We start from the raw sequence: 23,056 nt of genomic DNA, 5'->3' as shown, positions 1-23,056 counted from the left end.
AGATTTTCGCCGATAAGCCAAACTCACGAGACGCCGGGGGGTTCCGGCAGTGACACAAAAGAGCGGTAACGGCACGGGACGCCGACATCGCTCAGGGATCGAACAGGCGCAAAAGCGCCGGATGGACGGGTTTGCATGCTCACCAAGCGCACTTCGCTTGCTCTTATCGTGATGGCAGGTTTCGGTATCGCCGCAGCTCCGGCTCAGGCGCAGGACACCAATGCCGCCGCCGCAGTGGGGGCCATCGACATGAGCAAGGTTGCCGCACCGGCCCAGGCCGGCGACGACGCTCAGTTTCAGCAGCTTTTCGCCCAGTGGGACAAGCTCGACAACGCGACCCCGGCGGCTGCGCGGGTTTCGGTTCCCTCGCGGATGCCGCTCGACGATACCCGGCTGACCAGCGACTACGGCATGCGGACGCATCCCGTGCTCGGCGGTCGCCGCAGTCACAAGGGCGTCGATCTGGCTGCCCCGGTCGGCACTCCGATCTACGCCACTGCCGACGGCTATGTCAGCAAGGCCGAATGGTTCTCGAGCTACGGCAAGTTCGTCTCGATCGAGCACGGCGCCCGCTTGCAGACCCGCTTCGCGCACATGTCGGATATCGCGGTCGAGGCCGGCACGCGCGTCAAGAAGGGCGACATCATCGGCTATGTCGGCAGCACCGGCCGTTCGACCGGTCCGCACTTGCATTACGAAGTCCGCATCGACGGACAGGCGGTCAATCCGGTTCCCTATATGGTTGAATCGGAGGCCCAGCGCGCCTTTGCCCTTGCGATGGGCGCCGGCGGCCAGGGCGACGGCGACGACGAATAAGTCCATACGGGCCCGCGGGTTCGGCGAAAACGGGCGGCGGGAGCGATCCCGGCGCCCTTTTTTCTTGCCCATGGAGGTGGCTTGGGTAGGTTTCTTTGCGAAACCGGATGAGTCCGCGCGAAACGACGGACCGCCCGAGAGGAGAGAGGCCAGCCTATGCACCCCATCGCCCATGCCCAGACGCGCCCCGATCATCCCGCCATCATCATGGCCGGCAGCGGGGAGACCGTGACCTTCGGCGAAATGGACCGCTACGCCAACCGCTTTGCCCGTTTGCTGCGTGCGAAGGGCCTGGGGCGCGGCGACCACTTTGCCGTGCTGATGGAAAACAACGCTCACTATCTGCAGGTCGTTTGGGGCTCGCAGCGGGCGGGCACGATGATGGTGCCGATCTCGACTCGTCTGACCGCTCCCGAAATCGCTTATATCCTCAAGGACGCTGGTGCGAAGTTCCTGCTCACCACGCGCAATTTCGACGACGTGCTCGATGGAATCCGTGCCGAATGTCCCGGCCTCGCGCTTCTGATCGTCGGCGGCGAGGGGGAAGAGGATTACGAGGCAGCGCTCGCCGCCCAGCCCTCCGAACCGATCCCCGACCAGGCACCTGGCCAGTACATGCTCTATTCCTCGGGTACGACCGGTCGGCCCAAGGGAGTCAAGCCAGCCCCGCCACAGGATGAGGACATCCAGGCGGTCAATCCGCTCATGGGGCTGGCCGTGATGGGCGCCGGCATGCCGGCCGATGGCAGCATGGTCTATCTCTCGCCCGCACCGCTCTACCACGCCGCCCCGCTAGGCTGGGGCACCACCGCGCAGCGGCTGGGCGGAACGGTCGTGGTGATGGAGAAATTCGATCCCGAACACGCGCTGGCGACTATCGAGAAGTACAAGGTCACCGACAGCCAATGGGTGCCGACCCATTTCGTGCGCATGCTCAAGCTCGATCCCGAGCTGCGCACCAGATACGACCTGTCGAGCCACCAGCGCGCGCTCCATGCCGCCGCGCCCTGCCCGGTGCCGATCAAGCGCGAGATGATCGAATGGTGGGGCCCGATCATCAACGAATATTACGCCGGCTCGGAAGGTATCGGCATGACGCTGATCAAGGCCCAAGACTGGCTCGATCACCCGGGCAGCGTGGGCAAGGCGATCCACGGCACGCTGCACGTCTGCGATGCCGAAGGCAAAGAGGTTCCTGCGGGGCAGGACGGGCTGCTGTTCTTCGAGAACGAGAACATCCCGACCTACCACAACGACCCCGAAAAGACGCGCGAGGCGATGCATCCCAAGGGCTGGATGACGCTGGGCGACATCGGCCATGTCGACGAGGACGGCTATCTCTACCTGACCGACCGGAAGAGCCACATGATCATCTCGGGCGGGGTCAACATCTACCCGCAGGAGATCGAGAACCTGCTCGTCACGCACGACAAGGTGATGGACGCTGCGGTGATCGGTGCGCCGTGTCCCGACTTTGGCGAGAAGGTGGTGGCGGTGGTCCAGCCGATGGACATGGCCGATTCCGGCGATGCGCTCGAGGCCGAACTCCGCGATTTTCTCGCCCCCAACCTCGCCAAGATCAAGATGCCCAAGCTGTTCGATTTTCGTCCGCAGCTGCCGCGCGAGGCCAACGGCAAGCTTTACAAGCGCGAGCTGCGCGACGAGTACCAGAAGAAGGCCGAAGAAGAGACGGAGCGGGCATGATGGCCACGCAGGATCGGCCCCGGCTCGACCCTGAGACAGTGCGCGCGGTGATCGACCCGGCAAGCTATGCCGAGTGGGACGGCGTGCTCGATATCTTCGATCGCCTGCGCGAGGAGATGCCCGTCGCCTGGGTCGAGCCCGCTGCCGATGCCGTCCACCCGCCCTTCTGGCTGGTCACGCGCTATGACGACGTGATGCGCATGTCGAAGGACAATGCGACCTTCCTCAACAATCCGCATTCGGTGGTCTTCAGCCTGACCGAGGGGATCGAGTTCGCCAAGGCGATGACCGGCGGCAGCGAGCATCTCGTCGCCAGCCTCGTCACCTTCGACGGGCCGACCCACATGAAGTACCGCAAGCTCACCCAGGAATGGTTCATGCCCAAGAACCTGCGCACGGTGGAGGACGAGATCCGCGCGATCGCGAAGGCTGCGGTCGACCGCCTCCTCGAAACCGGCAACGAGGCCGATTTCGTTAAGGCGGTCAGCGCGCCCTATCCGCTGCACGTCGTCATGCAGATCATGGGCGTTCCGGAAGAAGACGAACCGCGCATGCTGATGCTCACCCAGCAGTTGTTCGGCGGGCAGGACGACGACCTCAACCAGTCGGGCATGAAGGATTTGCCGCCCGAGGCGATCACCCAGCTGGTTGCCGGCGCGGTTGCCGATTTCGAGGCCTACTTCGCCAAGCTCACTGCCGAGCGCCGCGCCAACCCGACCCACGACGTCGCCAGCACCATCGCCAATGCTGTGATCGACGGCGAACCGCTGAACGACCGCGACATGATGGGCTATTACATCATCCTCGCCGCGGCCGGGCACGACACGACCAGCGCCAGCACGGCAGGGGCCATGCTTGCCCTCGCGCAGGACCCCGAGCAGTGGGCGCGGGTGCGGGCCGACCGCTCGCTCCTGCCCGGCATCGTTGAGGAAGCGATCCGCTGGACCACCCCTGTGCAGCACTTCATGCGCACGGCAGCCAAGGATACCGAGGTCGGCGGGCAGGCCATTGCCAAGGGCGACTGGCTTATGATGAACTATGTCGCGGCCAATCACGACCCCGCGCATTTCGACAATCCGCGCACCTTTGACGCTGCTCGCAACCCCAACCGCCATCTCGCCTTCGGCGCCGGGGCGCACCAGTGCCTCGGCCTGCATCTCGCGCGGCTGGAAATGCGCATCCTGTTCGAGACCCTGCTCGACCGGATCGAGAGCGTCGAGCTCGCCGGCGAACCGGCGCGGAGCAAGTCGACCTTCGTCGGCGGGCTGAAAACGCTGCCACTGCGCTTCACTGCCGCCTAGGCGGTCTCCGACGCCGAACGCACGAAACCCCCACAATTGCGGGCAAAATCGAACTCGGTTCGTCGCATATTCCTGTCGATTCACCTCCCGATTTGCTACATCTCGGGCATGGAAAAAAGACGATTGATGAAAACTTTTCGGCGCTAGTCGGGAAGCGGACACTTTCGCCCTAAGAACACGAAGAAGGGAGGGGCGATGACATTATTAGAACCGCACAATATGCCATTTGCGGCAGCGCTTGCGGTCATGCTGATACTTGCGCTGTTGCAGGTGATCGGCCTTGGCGACTTCGATGTCGATGCGGACTTCGATGCCGAGGCCACCGTCGGCGATCCGACAGCCACGGGCATCGGCGGGGCGATCACCTCGCTGCTCGGCCTCGGCCGGGTGCCGCTGTTTGTCTGGCTGATCGCCTTCCTGCTGTCTTTCGCGACGATCGGAATGAGCATCCAGGCACTGGCGAGCGACCTCACCGGCTCGCCGCTCTACGTCTGGCTCGCCGCGGTGATCGCGGGCGGGGCCAGCATCCCCGTGACCGCCATGCTCGCACGCCCCATCGGCGCGATCATGCCGAAGGACGAAACGAGCGCGGTCGGGCTCGACAGCCTCGTCGGCAAGCGCGGCACGGTGACCACCGGACGCGCGGCGAAAGGATCGCCTGCGCGCACCAGGGTCTACGACCGCCACGGCCAGGCGCATCACGTCATGGTCGAGCCGCACGAGGATGCGAGCGAGATGCTCGAAGGCGATGAAGTTCTACTGGTTCGGCGCGAGGGGCAGACCTTCTTCGCCGTGCCGCTGGCGGAGCGCAAGCTGTCCCCCCTGAACTAACGTTCGGGGAGACACGCGCAGCGCCGGTCAACGCAATTCACAACAAGGAGAGAAAATGGACAATCTGCTAGACGCCGGAATGGTCGGCATAATCGGGACCGCGATCGCATTCTTCGCGATCATCATCTTCCTCACCAAGCTCTATCGCAGGGCTTCGAAGGAAATCGCTTTCGTGCGCACGGGTGTGGGCGGCGAGAAGGTGGTCATGAACGGCGGCGCGCTGGTCTTCCCGATCTTCCACGAGACCATGCCGGTCAATATGAACACGCTGGTACTTTCGGTCGTTCGGCGCGACGGCGAGGCGCTGATCACGCTCGACCGCCTGCGGATCGACGTGAAGGCCGAATTCTACGTCCGCGTGAAGCCCGATGCAGAGGCCATCGCCATGGCCGCGCAGACACTGGGCCAGCGCACGATGCAGCCAGAAGCCCTGAAGGATCTTGTCGAAGGCAAGTTCGTCGACGCGCTGCGTTCGGTCGCGGCCGGCATGACGATGAACGAGCTGCATGAACAACGGGCCGATTTCGTCCAGAAGGTGCAGCAGGTTTCCTCAAACGACCTCGCGATGAACGGGCTCGAGCTTGAATCGGTCTCGCTCACCGGCCTCGACCAGACCAGCATCGAGCATTTCAACGCCAACAACGCCTTCGACGCCGAGGGCTTGACCAAGCTGACCGAGCAGATCGAGGCGCGCAAGAAGCTGCGCAACGACATCGAGCAGGACACGCGCGTGCAGATGGAGACCAAGAACCTCGAAGCCGATGCGCGCAGTTTCGAAATCGGACGTGACAAGGAATACGCCCGCCTCCAGCAGGAACGCGAGGTGGAGATTCGCCGCGCCGCGCAGGCGTCGGAAATCGCCCGCGAACAGGCCGAGCGCAGCCGCGAGGCTGATGCCGCCCGAATCGAGGCGAAGAAGCAGGTCGATGCGCAGCAGATCGAGGCCGATCGTCTCGTCGAAGAGGCGCGGATCGACCAGCAGCGCGCGCTCGAAATCGCGCGTCAGGAGCAGCAGATCGCGGTCCAGAACAAGAGCCGCGAGGAAAGCCAGGCCAAGGCCGAAGCCGACGAGGCCCGCGCCAAGGCAGTCGCGGCCGAGGAACAGGTATCGACCAGCCGCGAAACCGAGATCGCCGAGCGTATGAAGCGCATCGAGCTGATCGAGGCATCGAAGCAGGCCGAGCGCGACGCGATCAAGATCCGCGTCGATGCCGAAGCGGAGAAGGATGCGGCCTCGAATCGCGCCGAAGCCGCACGCCGCGAGGCCGAAGGCGAAGCCGAAGCCGAAAAGCTGCGCGCCGAAGCCGCACGTGTCCGCTTCGAAGTCGAGGCGGCGGGACAGAAGGCCATAAACGAGGCGGCGAACCTGCTGTCATCGGACCAGATCAGCCTGCAGACGAAGCTGGCGCTGCTCAAGGTCTTGCCCGAGGTCATCCGCGAGAGTGCCAAGCCGATGGAGGCGATCGATTCGATCAAGATCGTCCAGGTCGACGGGCTCACCAATGGCGGGGGCAAGGGCGGAGTACCGGCGGGCCCCGGCGGATCGGGCAATCTCGCGACCGACGCGGTCAGCGCCGCACTCGCCTATCGCGCGCAGGCCCCGGTGCTCGACGGACTGATGAAGGAACTCGGCCTCGACGGTTCCTCGCTCGACAGTCTCGTCAAGGGGCCGGCTGCCGCCGAGGCGCCGCCCGCGCCGCGCCTCGCCGAGGTCCTCGAAGACATCGCCGAACAGGTCGGTGAAGCCGAATCCGCCACCGCTTCGAAGGACGAGCCGCCGGCGAAGGACAGCGCTCCCGCCGCATAAGCGGGCGTTTCCGCACCGGCAGGGGGGCGCTTCGGCGCCCCCTTCTTGTTTGAGCCTCAGCCTAGGCCAGCAGCCGTTCCATGGCCGCGCGGACATCCGCGCCCATATCCTCTCGCTCCAGCGCCAATGCCAGCGTTGCCTCGACGAAGCCGGTCTTGCTGCCGCAATCGAAGCGGCGGCCGGCGAAGGTGACCGCGTGGAATGGCTGGTTGCCGATCATCCTGGCCATCGCATCGGTCAGCTGGATTTCGCCGCCGGCACCTTTCTCCTGGTCCTCTAGTACGCGCATGACCTCGGGCTGGAGGATGTAGCGGCCCGAGATGATCTTGTTGCTCGGCGCCTTGTCGACCGGCGGTTTCTCGACGAGGCCGGTGACCTCGGTCAGCGCATTGCTCTTCACCTCTCCGGGCGCGATCACGCCATAGCTCGAAACTTCCTCCTGCGGCACTTCGAGCACCGAGATGAGGTTCCCGCCGACTTCGTTATAGGCGTCGACCATCTGCTTCATGCAGCCGGTCCCGCCATTCTTCGCCGCGATCATCAGCTCGTCGGGCAGGAGAATGGCGAAGGGTTCGTTGCCGACGATTGCGCGGGCACACCAGATCGCGTGGCCGAGCCCCATCGGCACCTGCTGGCGCACGGTGATGATGTCGCCCGGCGTCGCGCGGGTCGGTTCGAGCACGCGCAGGTCCTTGCCGCGCTCGCTCATCGTGTGCTCGAGTTCATAGGCGACGTCGAAATGTTCGACGATGGCGGTCTTGCCGCGCCCTGTGACGAAAATGATCTGCTCGATCCCCGCTTCGCGCGCCTCGTCTACCGCATACTGGATCAGCGGACGGTCGACGATTGGCAACAATTCCTTGGGGATCGCCTTGGTCGCCGGAAGGAAGCGCGTGCCCAGCCCGGCGACGGGGAAGACGGCTTTTCTGATCGGTTTGTGTGCGGACATGGCGGCTCCCGTGCAAATCTGCGCGTCGGCGCATGGAAACAATTCGGCATTTTGCCAATGATCGCGGGGTGCGACACGGCTGTGACGCTTGCCAGCATGGCAGGCGTGGGTAAAGCACACTTCCATGGACAAGCTCATCATTCGTGGCGGCAACCGCCTTTCGGGGACGATTCCCATTTCGGGCGCGAAGAATGCCGCGCTCACCCTAATTCCCTGTGCGCTGCTGACCGAGGAGCCGGTGACACTGCGCAATCTGCCGCGGCTTGCCGACATTGACGGCTTCCAGCACCTGATGGGCCAGTTCGGGGTGGCGCATACGATCCAGGGCCAGCGGCCCGAGGATTTCGGACGCGTGGTGACGCTCGAGGCGACCCGGTTGACCAGCTCGGTCGCGCCCTACGATCTGGTGCGCAAGATGCGTGCCTCGATCCTCGTGCTCGGCCCGCTGCTCGCGCGCATGGGCGAGGCGACCGTCTCGCTGCCCGGCGGCTGCGCGATCGGCAACCGGCCGATCGACCTCCACCTCAAGGCGCTCGAGGCGTTCGGCGCGCAGATCGAGCTCGCCGCCGGCTATGTGAAGGCAACCGCACCCGATGGCGGCCTGCCGGGCGGCGAATACGATTTCCCCGTGGTCTCGGTCGGCGCGACCGAAAATGCGCTGATGGCGGCGGTGCTGTGCAATGGGACCAGCCGGCTGATCAATGCCGCGCGCGAACCCGAGATCGTCGATCTGTGCAACCTCCTCGTCGCCATGGGTGCCGAAATCGAGGGCATCGGCACTTCGGAACTCACGATCCACGGCGTCACGCGGCTCCACGGGGCGACCTATCGCGTCATGCCCGACCGGATCGAGGCCGGATCCTACGCCTGTGCCGCGGCGATTACCGGCGGCGAGGTGCGGCTCGAGGGCGCCGAGGCGGGCGACATGGGATCGACCATCCACGCGCTGCGCAATATCGGCGTCGAGGTCGAGAGCGACAAGAAGGGCGTCACCGTGGCGGCGAAGGGTCCGCTCAGGGCGCACAACCTCACCACCGCCCCCTATCCCGGCCTCGCCACCGACATGCAGGCCCAGCTGATGAGCCTGCTGACCCGCGCCAAGGGCACCAGCGTGCTCAAGGAAACCATCTTCGAGAACCGCTTCATGCATGTGCCCGAGCTCGCGCGGATGGGCGCGGATATCGAGACCGAGGGACGCACCGCGATCGTGCGCGGGCCGGTTGAGCTTACCGGCGCCGAAGTTATGGCGACCGACCTGCGCGCCTCGATGAGCCTGGTGATTGCGGGCCTTGCGGCGCAAGGCGAGACCACGGTGCGCCGCCTTTATCACCTCGATCGCGGCTACGAGCGGCTGGAAGAGAAGCTGCAACTGGTCGGCGCCGACATCGAGCGCGTCGGCGACGACTAGGCGCGCGTCGGGCAAGGACCTTTCCGGGAATATGCGCGTTGGAGGGGCAAGAAAGGAGTTTGCCCATGCTACTCAAACTATTGGCGCTCGGTGGCCTCGGCTATGCCGGCTACCGCTATCTCGAAAAGAACCGGTCTAAACCGGCGTTTGCCAAGAACCAGGGCGACGCCTCGGTGCGCGATGCCGGGCCCGAAGCCATGCGCGACAAGCCCGATGGCAGCTGGACCAAGGCCGACGAGGCCAGCGACGAAAGTTTCCCGGCGAGCGATCCGCCCGCGACATACTGAGGCGACAGACTAGATGTCCGAGGGAGCGGTTGGAGCGATCCAGCCGCTCTTTTCGCGCGACACCAGCCAGATGCGAATCGCACCGGCCAGCCCCGGCGGGGTCTCGGCGGTGATCCGCTCGGCATCGATTTCGGCGACCAGCGCATTGATCGATTGCCCGCGCGCCGCGGCGGCAGTGCACAGCTTTTCCCAGAACAGCGGTTCGAGGCTGATCGAGGTCCGGTGCCCGTCGATCCGGACGGAGTATTTTTTCGGCGGGTGGTAGGGCGGCATTTCCATAGGCGCCCGCCCCTACATGGGTGCGGCTTCGGCAGATACGATTTTTTTGGGGTGTGCGGTGAACCGAGGCGGGCATAGGCAGGGGCCATGGCAGACGGCTACGACGAGCTGACCGAGAAGGAGAAGGAAACGCTGCGCCTGATGGCGCGCGGGCACGACGCGAAATCGGCGGCGATCGCCCTGTCGTTATCGGTCCACGCGATCAACGAGCGCCTGCGTGCGGCGCGGCGCAAACTGGCGGTGACCAGCAGCCGCGAAGCCGCCCGCCTGGTGCTGGAGCACGAGGACCCCGAAAATTCTGTAGAAGAGGATTTGGGGGATGCCGATGGGGTACGCATGGCGATCTTGCGCCAGCGCCCGAAACCCGCCAGCCCGGCGGGTGGGGCGAAGGGCGCAAAGCCGCCCTGCTGACCGGAGGTATCCTCATGTCCCTGCTTGCCGCAGCCCTGCTGCTTTCCGCACCCCTCGCGCCCGACGACGCGGGTTCCCACGATGCCGAATTCGCCGCCCGGGATGCCGCAGTGGAAGCCGCCGCGCGGAGCTGGCTCAACCTGGTCGACGCGCGCGACTGGGAAGCGAGCTACGCAGGAACCGCCGCGGCATTCCGCAAAGCGAACACGCTGAAGCTGTGGAGCGACACCGCACAGAGCGTCCACGACGATCTGGGCACGATGCTGTCGCGCCAGCTCCTGGGCGTGGATGACGTGCCCTCGCCGCAGGGCATCACCATCGTCAAGTTTCGGACCGACTACGGCGATCGGGCGCGAGTGATCGAAACGGTGTCGCTGGTCCGCGAGGACGGTGCCTGGAAGGTCGCGGGAATCTACATTTCCTGACCGGGTCGGGCGCGGCGGACCATCGGTCGCGCGCCCTGCCCATATCAGTACATGTGCTGGCCCCCGTTGATGCTCATCGTCGAGCCAGTGACGAATTCGGCATGTTCGGAAGCGAGGAAGCTGACGCCGCGGGCGATCTCGCTCGCCTTGCCGAGGCGCCCGACGGGGATCTTGGCGACGATCTTTTCCAGCACCGGCTCGGGCACGGCGGCGACCATGTCGGTATCGATATAGCCCGGCGCGATCGCGTTGACGGTGATCCCGAAACGCGCCCCCTCCTGCGCCAGCGCCTTGGTGAAGCCGTGGATGCCGCTCTTCGCGGCGGCATAGTTGACCTGGCCGTATTGCCCGGCCTGGCCATTGATCGAGCCGATGTTGATGATCCGGCCCCAGCCGCGCTCCTTCATCCCCGCGAAGGTCGCCTTGGCCATGTTGAAGCAGCCGCCGAGATTGGTGCGCATGACCGCATCCCAATCCTCGTAGCTCATCTTGAGCAGCGTGCCGTCGCGCGTGATGCCCGCGTTGTTCACCACGACGTCTACCGGCCCATGCTCTTCCTCGACCTTGCGGCAGGCGTCCTGCACCGCCTCGAAATCGCCGACATCGAACTTGGCCGTCGGGATGCCGGTCTCCTCGGTGAATGCCTTCGCCGCGGCATCATTGCCGGCGTAGTTTGCGATCACCGTGAACCCCCGTTCGTCGCGCAGGCGCTCGCAGATGGCGCGGCCGATACCGCGCGTGCCTCCGGTTACGATGGCCACACGTCCCATAGGTGATCCTCCCAAGCTTTCCGTAACGTCGGCGGCAACCTAGGCGAGCGAGGCGGCGCGCGCCAAGCGCTTTCGCCCTACCCGGCCAGGGTGCAGTCGTATTCTCTCGGAAAGGGTTAGAAGCTGACGCGCGTGCCGACGTAGACGGCCTGGTCGTCCTCGACCCCGTCGGTCAGCGGCGCCAGCCGGTTGCTGTCCTTCGACAGACGGACGCCGGCGGTGACGTTGAGGTTGCCGACCACGCGATAGGAGGTGCTCAGATCGAGGCTCTGGCTTCCCGCTCCGCCGAGCGTACGCGGCGAACGACCCGCGTTCTCTTCCTTCTCGAGCGCCAGCCGCGAACCGAAGCGGCTCGGCTTTTCGGCCTTTTCGGCTTTCTCGGGGGCGAAGCTTGCCAGATCGGGCATGCCCATGTCGCGCAGGCCGACCGACACGCTCTCCGGCTTGGTCGGCTGGGCGAAGCTCTGATAGCCGCGTGCCACACCGAGATTGTAGCTCGTCGGGCTGATCGCGAGAATGCGTTCGCGACTGTCCGACGCGCCGGTGGCGTCGAGCGCCGTGCGGACCGAAATCGCGCGGGCGGTGGCATCGTCGACCCGGACCGCGACGGTCACCGTGCGATCCTTCGTCAGCGGAGACTTGCTCGCCGGGGTGAAGCGCAGGCCGTCTTCGCCGATGACGGCGGCAACGCGCGCGGCAAGCCGCGCATCGACCTTCGGCGGGGTGAAGGGCAGGTAGGAAACGGTTTCGGGCAATTCCGCCGCCGAACCCGTCTCGACCACCGCGAGGCCGGCCACGGGAATCGACAGCGCCAGACCGGCAACCGCCAGCGCCGCGGGAGCGAACCGCGCCTTGCCCTGACTTTTGACCGAACGTGCCATTATCAACCGGCTTCCCTTGTACCTCCTGAACTCTAAGCCAGAAAGCCGCTTAACGGTTCCTGACTTCCCCCTTGCTTGCGCGGGGGCGAGTCCCTGTCCTCTTGCGGGTCAGACTAGCACCCGCTCGGCGCAGGGCCAGCTTTTCCACAGGCGCCGGGTCAATTGGTCGCAAGGTGTTGCCCAGTTTCCACAAGCGGCGAGGCATATAGGTTGCGGCGGTTGCCGGATTAAGCGGGCATTCACGCGCAAAAGGGTGTGTGCGCCCTCGTGGGCCCTACGCCTTGCTCCGCAGCGTGCAGGCAGTATAGAGCCTTGAAACCCGCAGGATACCAAGGACCGACATGAGCGCTCTCGCAACCCTCCGCCGCCCCGCAGCCCTGGCCGTGGCGATCGCTGTAACTGCCGGCCTCACCGCCTGCGGCGGGCGCGAGCGGCCCAAGGCGGATCTCGCCGCGGCGCAGGTCACCACCATCGGCGTCAATTCCTATCTCTGGCGCGCCGCGCTCGAAGCGGTCAGCTTCGCTCCGCTGCTCCAGGCCGACAGCAATGGCGGGGTGATCGTCACCGATTGGTACGCCAATCCCAGCAATCCGGGCGAGCGGGTCAAGATGACCGTCGCCATCCTCGATTCGGACCTGCGCGCCGATGCGCTACGCGTCGCCGCCAGCCGCCAGGTCAACCAGAACGGCACCTGGGTCGATGCGCCGGTCCAGGCCGCCACGGTGCAGAAGCTGGAAGACATCATCCTGACCAAGGCGCGCGAACTGCGCCGCCAGGCAGTCGGCTGATTGCACGCAGGCTACGCGGCAAAAGCGCCTTCCCATAGCCTCCAAAATCCGTAAACGCGGCTCCCTATGAGCAGCGATACCCGTTTCGATCCCGCCAGCGCCGATGCGCGCTGGCAAAATGCGTGGGACAAGGCGCAGACCTTCCGCGCCGACAGCGATTCTCCCAAGCCGAAAAGCTACGTGCTCGAGATGTTTCCCTATCCTAGCGGGCGCATCCACATCGGCCATGTGCGCAACTACACCATGGGCGACGTGCTGGCGCGCTACAAGAGGGCGCGCGGCTTCGAGGTGCTGCACCCGATGGGCTGGGACGCCTTCGGCATGCCCGCCGAAAACGCGGCGATGGAAAAGGGCGTCCACCCGGGCGGCTGGACCCGTTCGAACATCGAACACATGAAGGCGCAGCTGAAGCGCCTCGGCTTCGCACTCGACTGGTCCAGAGAACTGGCAACCTGCGAGCCCGACTATTACGGCCACGAGCAGGCGCTGTTCATCGATTTATACGAGGCGGGCCTCGTCTATCGCAAGGAAAGCGAGGTCAACTGGGACCCGGTCGACATGACCGTGCTCGCCAACGAGCAGGTGATCGACGGCAAGGGCTGGCGTTCGGGCGCCGAGGTCGAGAAGCGCAAATTGAACCAGTGGTTCCTCAAGATCACCGACTTCGCCGAGGAACTGCTCGACGGGCTCGGCAGTCTCGAGAACTGGCCCGACAAGGTCCGGCTGATGCAGGAAAACTGGATCGGCAAGTCGAAGGGGCTCGAATTCAGCTTCGACCTCTCGAACGGCGAGACGCTGCCCGTCTATACCACGCGGCCCGACACGATTTTCGGCGCGAGCTTCGTCGCGGTGGCCGCCGACCATCCGCTTGCACAAGGCCTCGACAGCGCCGAGGCGCGCGACTTCATCGCATTGTGCAAAAAGGGCGGCACCACCGCAGCCGAGCTCGAAACCGCGGAAAAACTCGGGTTCGATACCGGCATCACCGCGAAACATCCGTTCACCGGCGCAGAGCTGCCGGTCTATATCGCGAACTTCGTGCTGATGGATTACGGCACCGGCGCGATCATGGCGGTGCCCGGGCACGACCAGCGCGATTTCGAATTCGCCACCAAATACGGCCTGCCGATCCCGCGGGTGGTCGCTGTCAGTGTCGAGGACGCGGGAAAGCCCTTCGATGGCGAGGCCGAGGCAGGCGAAGGCGTAATCGTCAATTCTGACTTCCTCGACGGGATGGGGGTCGAGGATGCGAAGCGCGAGATCATCTCGCGCATCGAGGCGCAGGGCCGCGGCGAAGGCAAGACCGTCTGGCGCCTGCGCGACTGGGGCGTTTCGCGCCAGCGCTATTGGGGCACGCCGATCCCCTTCATCCACTGCGAGGCCTGCGGAGTGGTCCCCGCGCCCAAGGACAGCCTGCCGATCACCCTGCCCGAGGATGTCGATTTCCAGACCCCGGGCAACCCGCTGCTGCGTCACGCAACGTGGAAGCATGTCGACTGCCCGAAGTGCGGCGGCAAGGCCGAGCGCGAGACCGATACGCTCGACACCTTCGTCGACAGCTCATGGTATTTCCTGCGCTTCGCCAGCCAGCCCGCCGACAAGCCGTTCGACAAGGACGAGATCGCCAAGTGGCTCCCGGTCGAACAATATATCGGCGGGATCGAGCACGCGATCCTGCACCTGCTCTACGCCCGGTTCTGGACGCGCGCGCTCGCGCACATGGGACAGATCGACGTGAGCGAGCCCTTCGCCTCGCTCTTCACGCAGGGCATGGTGACGCACGAGACCTATTCGCGCCGCGAGGGCGGCAAGACGGTCTATTACGCTCCCGACGAGATCAGCCGCGAGGCCGAACGCGCCTTGCTCAAGGACGATGGCGGCGAGGTCGAGATCGGCCGCGTCATCAAGATGTCGAAGTCGAAGAAGAACGTCGTCGATCCCGATACGATCATCGACACCTACGGCGCCGACGCGGTGCGCTGGTTCATGCTCTCCGACAGCCCGCCCGAGCGCGACCTGCCCTGGTCGGAAGCCGGGATCGAAGGCTGCAGCCGCTTCGTCCACCGGTTGTGGCGCCTGTTCTCGCAGCACCGCGACATGACGCTCGAAGGCGAGGACAAGGCGCTTCGCCGGAAAGTCCACCAGACCGTGGCTGCAGTCGCCGAGGACATTGAAGGTCTCGCGTTCAACAAGGCCGTTGCGCGCATCTACGAACTCGTGAGCGCCACCGAAAAGGCGGACATTACTGCGGATCGGCGATCCGCCATCGAAACCCTCGCCAAGCTCGTCGCACCGATGATGCCGCACCTCGCCGAAGAGGCCTGGCATTCCATGGGCATGGACGGACTTGTCGCCGACGCAGCCTGGCCCGAAGTCGATCCGGCGCTGCTGGTCGAGGACGAGGTCACCATCGCCGTCCAGCACAAGGGCAAGCTGCGCGACACGCTGACCGTGCCCAAGGGTGCTTCGAAGGAGGCGCTCGAGGCGATGGCGCTGGCTTCGGAGAACGTCCAGCGCTCGATCGACGGAGCGGAAATTCGCAAGGTCATTGTCGTCCCCGACAGATTGGTGAATATCGTCACCTGATGCGCATCCTCCTCGCCAGCCTCGCCCTGACCCTGCTCTCCGCCTGTGGCCTCTCACCCATGTATGCGGGCGGCGGCAGCGGCACGGTGGCGCAATCGCTTGCGGCGATCGAGGTCGCGCCGATCGAGGGGCGCGCCGGCTGGCTGGTGCGCAGCGCGCTCGAGGAACGCTTCGCCGCCGCAGGCCAGGCGAGCCCGCGATACCGCATCGAGGTGCGGCTCGACGACACGCTCGAGGGCCTCGCCGTGCTGCGCGACGACACGATCAGCCGCGAACGCCGCACGCTGCGCGCGCGCTATCAGCTGATCGATCTCGCCACCGGCGACATCGTGCTCGATGCAACCGACGGCTCGGATGCGGGGATCGACGTCGTGTCGAGCGAATATGCGGTGATCGCGGCCGAACAGACCGCGCTTGAAAACCTGTCGCAGGACCTCGCCCAGCGGATCGTGACGCGCGTCGCGCTGGCGCTGCGCGCCGGACAGTGAAGCTCACCAACCGCGATTTCGCGGCCAAGGGGCGCGGCGCTGCGCAGGGCTGCGGCATCTTCTTCTTCTGCGGCCAGGACGAAGCCGGCGCGAGCGCCGCGGCGAACGATCTGGTCAGCTGGCTGCCCGAACCGGGCGAGCGGGTCGAAATGTCGGGCGCCGAATTGCGCAGCGACCCGGCCAAGCTCGGCGACGAAGCGCGCACCACCTCGCTCTTCGGCGACCAGCGCCACATCTGGGTCCGGGCCAGCGGCGACGAGGCGCACGAGGCGCTCAAGGTGCTGGTCGAGACCGGCGATGCGGGCGCCGGCGAGGCCTGCCCGGTGATAATCGTCGCCACTTCGGCGACTGACAAGTCGCGCACCGCCAAGCTGCTCGAGAAGCGCAAGGATGCGCTGGTGGCGATGTTCTATCCGCCCGATCTGCCCTCGGTGACCAAGAGCGTGCGCGCGCTGGCCGACGCGGCGGGCGTTCGGCTCGGAGGGGATCTCGCCGAGCGGATCGCGCGGGCCGCCAACCTCGACGTGCGGCTGGCGCGGAGCGAGGTCGACAAGCTCGCGCTCTATCTCGATGCAAGCGCGCAGAGCCCGCAGACCGCCGGCGAGGAAGATCTGGACGCGATCGGCGCGGCGAGCGAGGACGACGGTTTCGCGCCGCTGGTCAACGCCGTGCTCGGCGGGCAGGCGGCCAAGCTCGGGATCGAGCTGGCGCGGATGAAGCAGCTCGGCCTCAACCCGGTCGGCGTGCTGCTCGCTTTCGAACGCCGCGCGGCGCAGCTGGCGCGGATCGCGGCGGCGCTGGGTAACCGCTCCTTCGGCGATCTCGACCGGGGCGAGGAAGCGCGCCTCGGCATCTTCTTCAAGGAGAAGCGCGAGATCGGCCAGCAATTCGGCCTCTGGCGCCACGGCGACAAGCTCGACCGGCTGACCCGGCGGCTGGTGACGCTCCACCGCGAATTGCTGACCAACAGCCAGGCCGCCGAACTGCTGCTCGCGCAGGGGCTGGCCGAAATCGCGCGGGTCGCGGGCGCCCGGGCGCGCTAGCTCGAAATCAATTCTCGGGGACCGAGAAGGTGCCCGTCACGCGCCCGCCCGACTGCTGCCCTTGCCCGGTGACCGAGGAAGACCCGCTGGCGCGCCCGTCGACGCTCGACACGCCGCTGGCGAGGTCGATCACCAGCCGTCCGCCATTGAGCGTATCGCCGCCGCGGTTGAGACGGACGTTGCCCGCCATGGTGATGATCCGCCGGTTGAAGTCGTAGACCGCGGTATCGCCGCGCGCGCGCTCGTTGCCGCGCGTCACATTGACCCCGCCGGTGGCCATGATCCGCTGGATCTTGAGGCTGCCGCTGTCGCTGTAGTTGACGATCGTCCGCGCGGCGCTGAGATTCAGGCCGGCCTGGCTGATCTGGACATTGCCCGACAGCACGACGCGGTTCTGGCGGTCCTGCAATTCGATGCGGTCGGCGGCGTAGCTCACCGGAGCGTTCGAATTGTGCCCGGCGATCGCCTGCGCCGACAGCTGCATGCCGACGAAAGCGGCGGCGGTTACGGCGAAGGAGCCGATGCCCCAGCGGGCCATGGTGGGTAACAGGGGCTTCATCAGGGCATCCTCAGCTTTCCGGGCGCCATGCGCAGCCGCGCATTGCCCGACAGGGTGATGGTGCGCGCCGAGAGATCGGCGGTCAAGCGGTCGGCGCGGAAGGTGCCGGCGGGCACCGCCCCGTCGACTCCGCCGCTCCCGACGAGGCGCTTCTCGCCGAGGTCGAGCGAGACGTCGCGTGCGACCATGCGATAGCCATCGGCGGCGACCATGTTCATCGGGCCGATGATCGAGACGACTTCGTCGTCGATATCGTACTGCCCGGCGCGGGCGGAAATACGCGCGGGACCCTCGTCGAGCAGCAGCCGTGCGACGAGATTGTTCATCCGCACGATGCCTTCGGCGCTCGATCGCTGGACGGCTTCTCCCGCTGTCAGCGAGAAGGGTCGGCCCTTGTCGTCGGCGCCGCGATAGAGTGCATTGTCGACCCGCAGCCGTTCCTTGATGATCGCCACCTTGTTGCGATCGAGCAGGAAGCTGACTTCGCCGCGCGGGCTGAGCGGGGTCACCACCATCAGCGCGGCGAGCACGCCCACGGCCATCGGCAGGGCGCGCGCGAGGAAGGCGACGAGGCGGTCGTGCGAACCGCCGGGCTCGGCCCAGTGCTGGCGCGCGTGCCGCCGTTCCTTGGCTTCGACCGTCTCTATCCTGCGTTGCCCGGATGCCATGGATGTCGCCTGCCTGCGTGATCCTTACATGTGGCTGAAGATGTCGTGATCGGCCCAGCCGGCGACGTCGAGCCGCGCGCGGGTGGGCAGGAAGTCGAAACAGGACTGGGCGAGTTCGGAGCGCCCTTCGCGTTCGAGCCTGCGGTCGAGTTCTTCCTTCATCCGGTGGAGATAGCGTACGTCGGAGGCGGCGTATTCGCGCTGCGCCTCGGACAGCTCGGCCCCGCCCCAGTCGCTCGACTGCTGGGCCTTCGAAATGCTCTCGCCGAGCAGCTCCTCGACCAGCATCTTCAGTCCGTGGCGGTCGGTATAGGTGCGCACCAGCTTGCTGGCGATCTTGGTGCAGTAGCAGGGCGTCGCCATCACCCCGAGATAGTGCTCGATCGCGGCAAGGTCGAAGCGTGCGAAATGGAACAGCTTGAGCCGGTCAGGGTCGGCCAGCACCGCCTTGAGGTTGGGCGCGTCATAGGTGCTGTCGGGACCGAAGCGGATGAGATGCTCGTCGCCCTTGCCGTCGCTGATCTGGACGACGCACAGCCGGTCGCGGATCGTGACCAGGCCCATGGTTTCGGTATCGACGGCTACCGGGCCATCGGCGAGCACGCCTGCGGGGAGGTCTTCTTCATGGAAATGCACTGCCATGCGCGAGGCCTTAGGCGCATCGGGGATTGTAGGGAAGGGCGGACTGGTGCGTCGCGCGGCAGGCCCTACTATCGCGTGCATGACCGAAAGCGTGCCGCCAAGCTGGAAGCCCGTGCTCGATCCCGTGCTGGCGAGCGCCGAGGCGCGGCGGCTAGGCGGCTTCCTCGTCGCCGAGGAGGGCAGCGGAAAGGCGATCTACCCCCCGCGCGGCTGCCGGCTGAAGGCGCTCGAGCTGACGCCGCTCGACGCGGTCAAGGTCGTGATCCTCGGGCAGGATCCCTATCACGGGCCGGGGCAGGCGATGGGGCTGTGCTTTGCCGTGCCCGAGGGGATCAGGGTCCCGCCCAGCCTCGTCAACATCTACAAGGAGCTCGAGGCCGATCTCGGGATCGCGCGCGCCGGCCATGGCGACCTTTCGAAATGGGCGCGGCAGGGCGTACTGCTGCTCAACGCCACGCTGACGGTCGAGGCAGGCAAGGCTGCCAGCCATGCCGGGCGCGGCTGGGACGCGATTACCGATGCCTGCGTCGCGGCAGTGGCGGCGCGCGAGGCACCCTCGGTGTTCATCCTCTGGGGCAGCCATGCGCAGGCCAAGGCAAAGCGGATCGCGGGCCTCAGGGACGGGCGGCATTGCGTGATCGAGAGCCCGCACCCCAGCCCGCTTTCGGCGCATCGCGGTTTCTTCGGCAGCAGGCCCTTCAGCCGCGCCAATGCCTTTCTCGAGGACCACGGGCGCGGGGCGGTCGACTGGTCGGTCTGAGCGGACAAAGGTGACACCGTGTCACTTTCGCCCTCGGCTCTACCCGGCTGAGATTACGGGTAAAAATGCCGCAATCCCTAGGCGGACGGACATGTGGGTGGCCGCGCAGGTCGCCAGCGGATCGACGATTTGAAAGAACCGGCAACTCCTTTACCACCGCACGAGGGGAGTAGGAAAATGCCCGAGGAAGAAGCCCGCGCCCGTCTGCTGGCGCGCCGTGCAGAGCTCGATTGCGAGGATGCGGCAAATGCCGATTCGCGCGCCACGGTCGAATTGCAGCAGGACAGCGTCGGGCGCCTGAGCCGGATGGACGCGATGCAGCAACAGGCCATGGCGCAGGCCACCCAGGCGCGCCGCAAGGCAGAGCGCGCGCGGATCGAAGCGGCATTGCGACGGCTCGACGAGGGCGAATGGGGCTGGTGCAGCGCCTGCGGCGAGGCAATCGCCCCAGGGCGGCTGGCGCACGACCCGAGCGTCACGCTCTGCCTGGCATGCGCGAGCCGGAGCTAGCGCCCCGGGCCGTCAGAAGATCGAATAGCCGCCGTCGATGACCACCGAATCGCCCGTGTGGAACCGGCTCGCATCGCTGGCGAAATAAACTGCGATACCGGCGAAATCCTCGCCTTCGCCCCAGCGGCGCATGGGGACGCGGCCGATCGCCTTTTCGTTGAAGGCGTCCCAGTTCTGCAGCCGCTCGGTCATCTCGGTGGCGATCCAGCCGGGTAGCACCGCATTGGCGCGAATGCCGTGACGCGCCAGTTCGACCGCCGTCCCGCGGACCATCGCCAGCACGCCCGCCTTGGTCGCGGCATAGGCCTGGTTCTGCGGCGCGCCGTGGATCGCCGACACGCTCGAGGTGACCAGCAGCGATCCGCCCTTGTCGCCCGCTTCCGCTCGCGCGACCATGTGCTTCGCCGCCTCGCGGAAGGTCCAGAACACCGCGTCGAGATTGACCGTGGTGACCTTGCGCCACTGTTCGGTGGTCTGCTCGGTGAGCGGTGCGCCCCCGCCCACCCCGGCATTGGCGATGCAGCAATCGATCCGCCCGAGCCGCGAGAGGCTTTCGGCCATCGCGTCGACCACTGCCGCTTCGTCGGAGACATCGACCGCCAGCGCCTCGACCCGCGTCCCATGCGCCTTCAGCCGGTCCAGCGCGGCGGCATTCTTGTCCGCATTGCGGCCCCAGATCGCCAGATCGGCGCCTGCTGCCGCCAGCCCTTCGGCCATGCCCAGGCCGATGCCCCCATTGCCGCCGGTCACCACCGCCACCTTGCCGGTGAGGTCGAAGGGTTTGAATGCCATTGATGTCTCTCCTCTCGCCGCCAGTGAACGCGACTGGCGGGACGATTGCAAGTCGCAACCTATCGGCTAGGCTGCCGGCATGACCGAGCCTGTGCTGACCGAGATCGCCGACGGTATCGCCACTGTCACTCTCAACCGCCCCGAGGCGATGAACGCGCTGTCGAAGGCGCTGCGCCACCGGCTCTACGAGGCGATGACGGAGCTGGACGCGAACGACGATGTGCGCGCGGTGATCCTGACGGGCGCGGGGGCGAGGGCCTTCACCGCCGGGCTCGACCTCAAGGAATTGGGCTCGCAGGAAGGCGCGCTCGGCGCGGCCACTGCCGAGGGGGCGGACGAGAACCCGGTCAAGGCGATCGAACAGTGCCGCAAGCCCGTGATCGGCGCGATCAACGGGGTGGCGATCACCGGCGGCTTCGAGGTGGCGCTCGCCTGCGACGTGCTGGTCGCCAGCAGCAATGCGCGCTTCGCCGATACGCATGCGCGGGTCGGCATCGTGCCCGGCTGGGGGCTGTCGCAGAAGCTGAGCAGGATGATCGGGATCAGCCGCGCGAAGGAATTGAGCTTCACCGGCAATTTCCTCGACGCCGAGACGGCCGAGCGCTGGGGGCTGGTCAACCGCGTGGTCGCGCCCGGCGAATTGTTGCCCGAGGCGCGCCGCATCGCCGCCGACATGGCGAGCGTGGACCCGACCTTCCTCGCCACCTACAAGGCGCTGATCGACGAAGGCTATGCCGCGAATTTCGGCGAGGCGCTGGCGGTGGAGCACCGCGTGTCCTCCTGCGCCAATGCCGCGGTCAGCCCCGAGGAAGTCGAAGCGCGCCGCGCGGCGGTGCAGGCGCGGGGTCGGACGCAGCGATAGCAGCTAGCGCGGCAGCTCGGTCGCCCCCATCAGCGCGAGGTCGACCGCGCGGGCGCATTGGCGACCCTCGCGGATCGCCCAGACGACGAGGCTCTGCCCGCGCCGCATGTCGCCGCAGGAAAAGACGTTGGGCTCGCTGGTGAGATACCATTCGGTATCCGCCGCAACATTGCCGCGCGGGTCGAGATCGACTCCGGCGCGGTCGAGCAGCCCGCGGCGATTGGGCCCGGTGAAGCCCATGGCGAGCAGGATCAGGTCGGCCTTGAGCGTGAAGCTGCTGCCCTCGATCTCCTGCATGCGGCCGTCGTTCCATTCGACGCGCACGCATTCGAGCCCGGCAACATTGCCGCCTTCCTCGACCACGCGCTTGGTCAGCACTGCCCAGTCGCGGTCGACGCCTTCCTCGTGGCTCGAGGAGGTACGCAGCTTGAGCGGCCAGTCGGGCCAGGTCAGCGCCTTGTCTTCCTTTTCGGGCGGCTTGGGCATGATCTCGAGCTGGGTGACGCTGGCCGCGCCCTGGCGGTTGCTGGTGCCGACGCAGTCGCTGCCGGTATCGCCGCCGCCGATGACGATCACATGCTTGCCCGTCGCGGTGAGGCTGCCGCGCGGCGCGGCGCGGACCTCGTCGTCGCCGGCATTGCGCTTGTTCTGCTGGGTGAGGAATTCCATCGCCAGCCGCACACCGGGCAGTTCGGCCCCGGGGATGTCGAGCCGCCGCGCTTCCTCGGCCCCGCCGGCGAGCACGATCGCGTCGAAATTCTCCTGCAGCGCGGTGAAGCTGACCTCGACCCCAACCTCGCTCGAGGTGCGGAACTGGACGCCTTCGGCCTCCATCTGCACCGCGCGGCGGTTGATCAGGTGCTTCTCCATCTTGAAGTCGGGAATGCCGTAGCGCAGCAGCCCGCCGATCCGGTCGCTTTTCTCGAACACGGTGACCGCATGGCCCGCGCGCGCAAGCTGCTGCGCACAGGCGAGGCCCGCCGGCCCGCTGCCGATTACCGCGACCGACTTGCCGCTGCGCTTTTCGGGCAGCTGCGGCTTGACCCAGCCTTCGGAAAAGCCGCGATCGATGATCGCGCATTCGATGCTTTTGATCGTGACCGGCGAATCCGTGATGTTGAGCGTGCAGGCCGCCTCGCAGGGGGCGGGGCACACGCGGCCGGTGAATTCGGGGAAATTGTTGGTCGAATGGAGCACCTCGAGCGCATGCTTCCAGTCGTCTTCGTAGACGAGGTGGTTCCAGTCCGGGATGATGTTGTTCACCGGACAGCCGTTGTGACAATAGGGGATGCCGCAATTCATGCAGCGCGCGGCCTGTCGGCGCAGCTCTTCCTCGCCCAGCGGGACGACGAATTCCTTGTAGTTCGTCAGCCGTTCCTCGGGATCGAGATAGCTGCGGTCGTGCCGCTCGTATTCGAGAAAGCCGGTTTCCTTGCCCACGAGGTCAAATCTCCGATTTGGCCGAAGCCCCCGCGCAGGCGGGGGTCCC

The 23,056-nt window shown here is 66.3% G+C and carries 25 protein-coding genes; 16 read left to right on the top strand and 9 right to left on the bottom strand.

The genetic code is table 11. The features are described 5' to 3' along the window. The first annotated feature begins 135 nt into the window (after nt 1–135). From ACEQZ0_RS07705 to ACEQZ0_RS07685, 5 genes are all read left to right on the top strand, one after another. On the top strand, nt 136–816 hold the full coding sequence (locus tag ACEQZ0_RS07705) for a M23 family metallopeptidase (protein WP_370190048.1): 681 nt from the start codon (nt 136–138) through the stop codon (nt 814–816). Nucleotides 817–972: 156 nt separating this feature from the next. Next, nucleotides 973–2,520 carry an acyl-CoA synthetase gene (locus ACEQZ0_RS07700; RefSeq protein WP_370190046.1) on the top strand — a complete coding sequence of 516 codons (1,548 nt, stop codon included), beginning with the start codon at nt 973–975 and terminating at the stop codon, nt 2,518–2,520. Continuing rightward, nucleotides 2,520–3,821: a cytochrome P450 gene (locus ACEQZ0_RS07695; protein ID WP_370190882.1), complete on the top strand. Its 1,302-nt coding sequence runs from the start codon at nt 2,520–2,522 to the stop codon at nt 3,819–3,821. Before ACEQZ0_RS07700 ends, ACEQZ0_RS07695 begins: the two co-directional genes overlap by 1 nt. Before the next feature lie 195 nt (nt 3,822–4,016). Next, nucleotides 4,017–4,652 (top strand): YqiJ family protein, encoded by a 636-nt coding sequence (locus ACEQZ0_RS07690; protein WP_370190044.1) that lies wholly within the window; start codon nt 4,017–4,019, stop codon nt 4,650–4,652. 79 nt (nt 4,653–4,731) lie between these two features. Then, nucleotides 4,732–6,459, top strand: coding sequence for a flotillin family protein (locus ACEQZ0_RS07685; protein WP_370190881.1), 1,728 nt, complete (start codon nt 4,732–4,734; stop codon nt 6,457–6,459). 61 nt (nt 6,460–6,520) lie between these two features. On the opposite strand, the gene galU is transcribed toward ACEQZ0_RS07685, so the two are convergent. Then, the gene (gene galU / locus ACEQZ0_RS07680; protein ID WP_370190042.1) at nt 6,521–7,408 is read right to left on the bottom strand and encodes a UTP--glucose-1-phosphate uridylyltransferase GalU; all 888 of its coding nucleotides are present in this window, start codon (nt 7,406–7,408) and stop codon (nt 6,521–6,523) included. Nucleotides 7,409–7,532: 124 nt separating this feature from the next. On the opposite strand from galU, the gene murA reads away from it, so the two are divergent. Together murA and ACEQZ0_RS07670 are read left to right on the top strand one after the other, a co-directional pair. Then, on the top strand, nt 7,533–8,816 hold the full coding sequence (gene murA / locus ACEQZ0_RS07675; RefSeq protein ID WP_370190041.1) for a UDP-N-acetylglucosamine 1-carboxyvinyltransferase: 1,284 nt from the start codon (nt 7,533–7,535) through the stop codon (nt 8,814–8,816). 65 nt (nt 8,817–8,881) lie between these two features. Beyond that, nucleotides 8,882–9,103, top strand: coding sequence for a hypothetical protein (locus ACEQZ0_RS07670; RefSeq protein WP_370190039.1), 222 nt, complete (start codon nt 8,882–8,884; stop codon nt 9,101–9,103). Nucleotides 9,104–9,112: 9 nt separating this feature from the next. On the opposite strand, the gene ACEQZ0_RS07665 is transcribed toward ACEQZ0_RS07670, so the two are convergent. Next, nucleotides 9,113–9,382, bottom strand: coding sequence for a ribbon-helix-helix domain-containing protein (locus ACEQZ0_RS07665; RefSeq protein ID WP_370190038.1), 270 nt, complete (start codon nt 9,380–9,382; stop codon nt 9,113–9,115). A gap of 87 nt (nt 9,383–9,469) precedes the next feature. Here ACEQZ0_RS07665 and ACEQZ0_RS07660 point away from each other — a divergent pair, with 87 nt between their 5' ends. Then, nucleotides 9,470–9,793, top strand: a complete 324-nt coding sequence (locus tag ACEQZ0_RS07660; RefSeq protein WP_370190036.1) for a LuxR C-terminal-related transcriptional regulator — start codon at nt 9,470–9,472, stop codon at nt 9,791–9,793. Nucleotides 9,794–9,807: 14 nt separating this feature from the next. After that, nucleotides 9,808–10,218: a DUF4019 domain-containing protein gene (locus ACEQZ0_RS07655; protein WP_370190034.1), complete on the top strand. Its 411-nt coding sequence runs from the start codon at nt 9,808–9,810 to the stop codon at nt 10,216–10,218. A 44-nt stretch (nt 10,219–10,262) separates the two neighbouring features. Here ACEQZ0_RS07655 and phbB read toward each other — a convergent pair whose 3' ends face one another. Further along, nucleotides 10,263–10,988: an acetoacetyl-CoA reductase gene (gene phbB / locus ACEQZ0_RS07650; protein ID WP_370190032.1), complete on the bottom strand. Its 726-nt coding sequence runs from the start codon at nt 10,986–10,988 to the stop codon at nt 10,263–10,265. Nucleotides 10,989–11,104: 116 nt separating this feature from the next. Beyond that, nucleotides 11,105–11,869: a hypothetical protein gene (locus ACEQZ0_RS07645; protein WP_370190029.1), complete on the bottom strand. Its 765-nt coding sequence runs from the start codon at nt 11,867–11,869 to the stop codon at nt 11,105–11,107. Between the two features lie 341 nt (nt 11,870–12,210). On the opposite strand from ACEQZ0_RS07645, the gene ACEQZ0_RS07640 reads away from it, so the two are divergent. The 4 genes from ACEQZ0_RS07640 (at nt 12,211) to holA (ending at nt 16,774) form a co-directional block, all read left to right on the top strand. Further along, nucleotides 12,211–12,657: a DUF3576 domain-containing protein gene (locus ACEQZ0_RS07640; RefSeq protein ID WP_370190028.1), complete on the top strand. Its 447-nt coding sequence runs from the start codon at nt 12,211–12,213 to the stop codon at nt 12,655–12,657. A 66-nt stretch (nt 12,658–12,723) separates the two neighbouring features. Beyond that, the gene (leuS, locus tag ACEQZ0_RS07635; RefSeq protein WP_370190026.1) at nt 12,724–15,243 is read left to right on the top strand and encodes a leucine--tRNA ligase; all 2,520 of its coding nucleotides are present in this window, start codon (nt 12,724–12,726) and stop codon (nt 15,241–15,243) included. Beyond that, complete coding sequence (gene lptE, locus ACEQZ0_RS07630) at nt 15,243–15,731, top strand: LPS assembly lipoprotein LptE (RefSeq protein WP_370190024.1); 489 nt, start codon at nt 15,243–15,245, stop codon at nt 15,729–15,731. The genes leuS and lptE overlap by 1 nt, the downstream gene beginning before the upstream one ends. Continuing rightward, the gene (gene holA / locus ACEQZ0_RS07625; RefSeq protein WP_370190022.1) at nt 15,728–16,774 is read left to right on the top strand and encodes a DNA polymerase III subunit delta; all 1,047 of its coding nucleotides are present in this window, start codon (nt 15,728–15,730) and stop codon (nt 16,772–16,774) included. Before lptE ends, holA begins: the two co-directional genes overlap by 4 nt. 7 nt (nt 16,775–16,781) lie before the next feature. Here holA and ACEQZ0_RS07620 read toward each other — a convergent pair whose 3' ends face one another. Genes ACEQZ0_RS07620 through ACEQZ0_RS07610 form a run of 3 tightly spaced genes read right to left on the bottom strand, consistent with a single transcriptional unit; the run spans nt 16,782 to nt 18,643 of the window. After that, entirely contained in the window at nt 16,782–17,333 is a 552-nt protein-coding gene (locus ACEQZ0_RS07620) for an LptA/OstA family protein (RefSeq protein ID WP_370190020.1), read from the bottom strand. Then, on the bottom strand, nt 17,333–18,001 hold the full coding sequence (lptC, locus tag ACEQZ0_RS07615; RefSeq protein WP_370190018.1) for an LPS export ABC transporter periplasmic protein LptC: 669 nt from the start codon (nt 17,999–18,001) through the stop codon (nt 17,333–17,335). The genes ACEQZ0_RS07620 and lptC overlap by 1 nt, the downstream gene beginning before the upstream one ends. A 24-nt stretch (nt 18,002–18,025) precedes the next feature. Then, the gene (locus ACEQZ0_RS07610) at nt 18,026–18,643 is read right to left on the bottom strand and encodes a ribonuclease D (RefSeq protein ID WP_370190016.1); all 618 of its coding nucleotides are present in this window, start codon (nt 18,641–18,643) and stop codon (nt 18,026–18,028) included. Nucleotides 18,644–18,722: 79 nt separating this feature from the next. On the opposite strand from ACEQZ0_RS07610, the gene ACEQZ0_RS07605 reads away from it, so the two are divergent. Then, the gene (locus tag ACEQZ0_RS07605) at nt 18,723–19,403 is read left to right on the top strand and encodes a uracil-DNA glycosylase (RefSeq protein ID WP_370190014.1); all 681 of its coding nucleotides are present in this window, start codon (nt 18,723–18,725) and stop codon (nt 19,401–19,403) included. A 177-nt stretch (nt 19,404–19,580) separates the two neighbouring features. Continuing rightward, entirely contained in the window at nt 19,581–19,913 is a 333-nt protein-coding gene (locus tag ACEQZ0_RS07600) for a TraR/DksA family transcriptional regulator (RefSeq protein ID WP_370190012.1), read from the top strand. A gap of 12 nt (nt 19,914–19,925) precedes the next feature. On the opposite strand, the gene ACEQZ0_RS07595 is transcribed toward ACEQZ0_RS07600, so the two are convergent. Beyond that, a complete protein-coding gene (locus tag ACEQZ0_RS07595; RefSeq protein WP_370190010.1) occupies nt 19,926–20,705 on the bottom strand; it encodes an SDR family NAD(P)-dependent oxidoreductase in 780 nt (259 codons plus the stop codon). A gap of 79 nt (nt 20,706–20,784) precedes the next feature. Between ACEQZ0_RS07595 and ACEQZ0_RS07590 the strand changes: the two genes are divergently transcribed. Next, nucleotides 20,785–21,567, top strand: a complete 783-nt coding sequence (locus ACEQZ0_RS07590; protein WP_370190008.1) for an enoyl-CoA hydratase — start codon at nt 20,785–20,787, stop codon at nt 21,565–21,567. A 3-nt stretch (nt 21,568–21,570) separates the two neighbouring features. On the opposite strand, the gene ACEQZ0_RS07585 is transcribed toward ACEQZ0_RS07590, so the two are convergent. Then, nucleotides 21,571–23,007, bottom strand: coding sequence for a glutamate synthase subunit beta (locus ACEQZ0_RS07585; RefSeq protein ID WP_370190006.1), 1,437 nt, complete (start codon nt 23,005–23,007; stop codon nt 21,571–21,573). Nucleotides 23,008–23,056 lie beyond the last annotated feature (49 nt).

Origin of the sequence: Qipengyuania sp. (assembly GCF_964227205.1) — a bacterium.
Lineage (GTDB): Bacteria > Pseudomonadota > Alphaproteobacteria > Sphingomonadales > Sphingomonadaceae > Qipengyuania.
The sequence above is the reverse complement of the archived record's forward strand: the minus strand, read 5'-3'. Positions and strand labels throughout refer to the sequence as shown.

What these genes read in the sequence shown, in the direction of transcription:
- galU (WP_370190042.1), bottom strand. Translation starts at nt 7,408, where the DNA reads ATGTCCGCACACAAACCGATCAGAAAAGCCGTCTTCCCCGTCGCCGGG.
- ACEQZ0_RS07620 (WP_370190020.1), bottom strand. Translation starts at nt 17,333, where the DNA reads ATGAAGCCCCTGTTACCCACCATGGCCCGCTGGGGCATCGGCTCCTTC.
- leuS (WP_370190026.1), top strand. Translation starts at nt 12,724, where the DNA reads ATGAGCAGCGATACCCGTTTCGATCCCGCCAGCGCCGATGCGCGCTGG.
- ACEQZ0_RS07655 (WP_370190034.1), top strand. Translation starts at nt 9,808, where the DNA reads ATGTCCCTGCTTGCCGCAGCCCTGCTGCTTTCCGCACCCCTCGCGCCC.
- lptC (WP_370190018.1), bottom strand. Translation starts at nt 18,001, where the DNA reads ATGGCATCCGGGCAACGCAGGATAGAGACGGTCGAAGCCAAGGAACGG.
- lptE (WP_370190024.1), top strand. Translation starts at nt 15,243, where the DNA reads ATGCGCATCCTCCTCGCCAGCCTCGCCCTGACCCTGCTCTCCGCCTGT.
- ACEQZ0_RS07685 (WP_370190881.1), top strand. Translation starts at nt 4,732, where the DNA reads ATGGTCGGCATAATCGGGACCGCGATCGCATTCTTCGCGATCATCATC.
- ACEQZ0_RS07645 (WP_370190029.1), bottom strand. Translation starts at nt 11,869, where the DNA reads ATGGCACGTTCGGTCAAAAGTCAGGGCAAGGCGCGGTTCGCTCCCGCG.
- ACEQZ0_RS07695 (WP_370190882.1), top strand. Translation starts at nt 2,520, where the DNA reads ATGGCCACGCAGGATCGGCCCCGGCTCGACCCTGAGACAGTGCGCGCG.
- ACEQZ0_RS07660 (WP_370190036.1), top strand. Translation starts at nt 9,470, where the DNA reads ATGGCAGACGGCTACGACGAGCTGACCGAGAAGGAGAAGGAAACGCTG.
- ACEQZ0_RS07640 (WP_370190028.1), top strand. Translation starts at nt 12,211, where the DNA reads ATGAGCGCTCTCGCAACCCTCCGCCGCCCCGCAGCCCTGGCCGTGGCG.
- ACEQZ0_RS07590 (WP_370190008.1), top strand. Translation starts at nt 20,785, where the DNA reads ATGACCGAGCCTGTGCTGACCGAGATCGCCGACGGTATCGCCACTGTC.
- ACEQZ0_RS07700 (WP_370190046.1), top strand. Translation starts at nt 973, where the DNA reads ATGCACCCCATCGCCCATGCCCAGACGCGCCCCGATCATCCCGCCATC.
- ACEQZ0_RS07690 (WP_370190044.1), top strand. Translation starts at nt 4,017, where the DNA reads ATGACATTATTAGAACCGCACAATATGCCATTTGCGGCAGCGCTTGCG.
- ACEQZ0_RS07605 (WP_370190014.1), top strand. Translation starts at nt 18,723, where the DNA reads ATGACCGAAAGCGTGCCGCCAAGCTGGAAGCCCGTGCTCGATCCCGTG.
- phbB (WP_370190032.1), bottom strand. Translation starts at nt 10,988, where the DNA reads ATGGGACGTGTGGCCATCGTAACCGGAGGCACGCGCGGTATCGGCCGC.
- ACEQZ0_RS07610 (WP_370190016.1), bottom strand. Translation starts at nt 18,643, where the DNA reads ATGGCAGTGCATTTCCATGAAGAAGACCTCCCCGCAGGCGTGCTCGCC.
- ACEQZ0_RS07595 (WP_370190010.1), bottom strand. Translation starts at nt 20,705, where the DNA reads ATGGCATTCAAACCCTTCGACCTCACCGGCAAGGTGGCGGTGGTGACC.
- ACEQZ0_RS07670 (WP_370190039.1), top strand. Translation starts at nt 8,882, where the DNA reads ATGCTACTCAAACTATTGGCGCTCGGTGGCCTCGGCTATGCCGGCTAC.
- ACEQZ0_RS07665 (WP_370190038.1), bottom strand. Translation starts at nt 9,382, where the DNA reads ATGGAAATGCCGCCCTACCACCCGCCGAAAAAATACTCCGTCCGGATC.
- ACEQZ0_RS07600 (WP_370190012.1), top strand. Translation starts at nt 19,581, where the DNA reads ATGCCCGAGGAAGAAGCCCGCGCCCGTCTGCTGGCGCGCCGTGCAGAG.
- ACEQZ0_RS07705 (WP_370190048.1), top strand. Translation starts at nt 136, where the DNA reads ATGCTCACCAAGCGCACTTCGCTTGCTCTTATCGTGATGGCAGGTTTC.
- murA (WP_370190041.1), top strand. Translation starts at nt 7,533, where the DNA reads ATGGACAAGCTCATCATTCGTGGCGGCAACCGCCTTTCGGGGACGATT.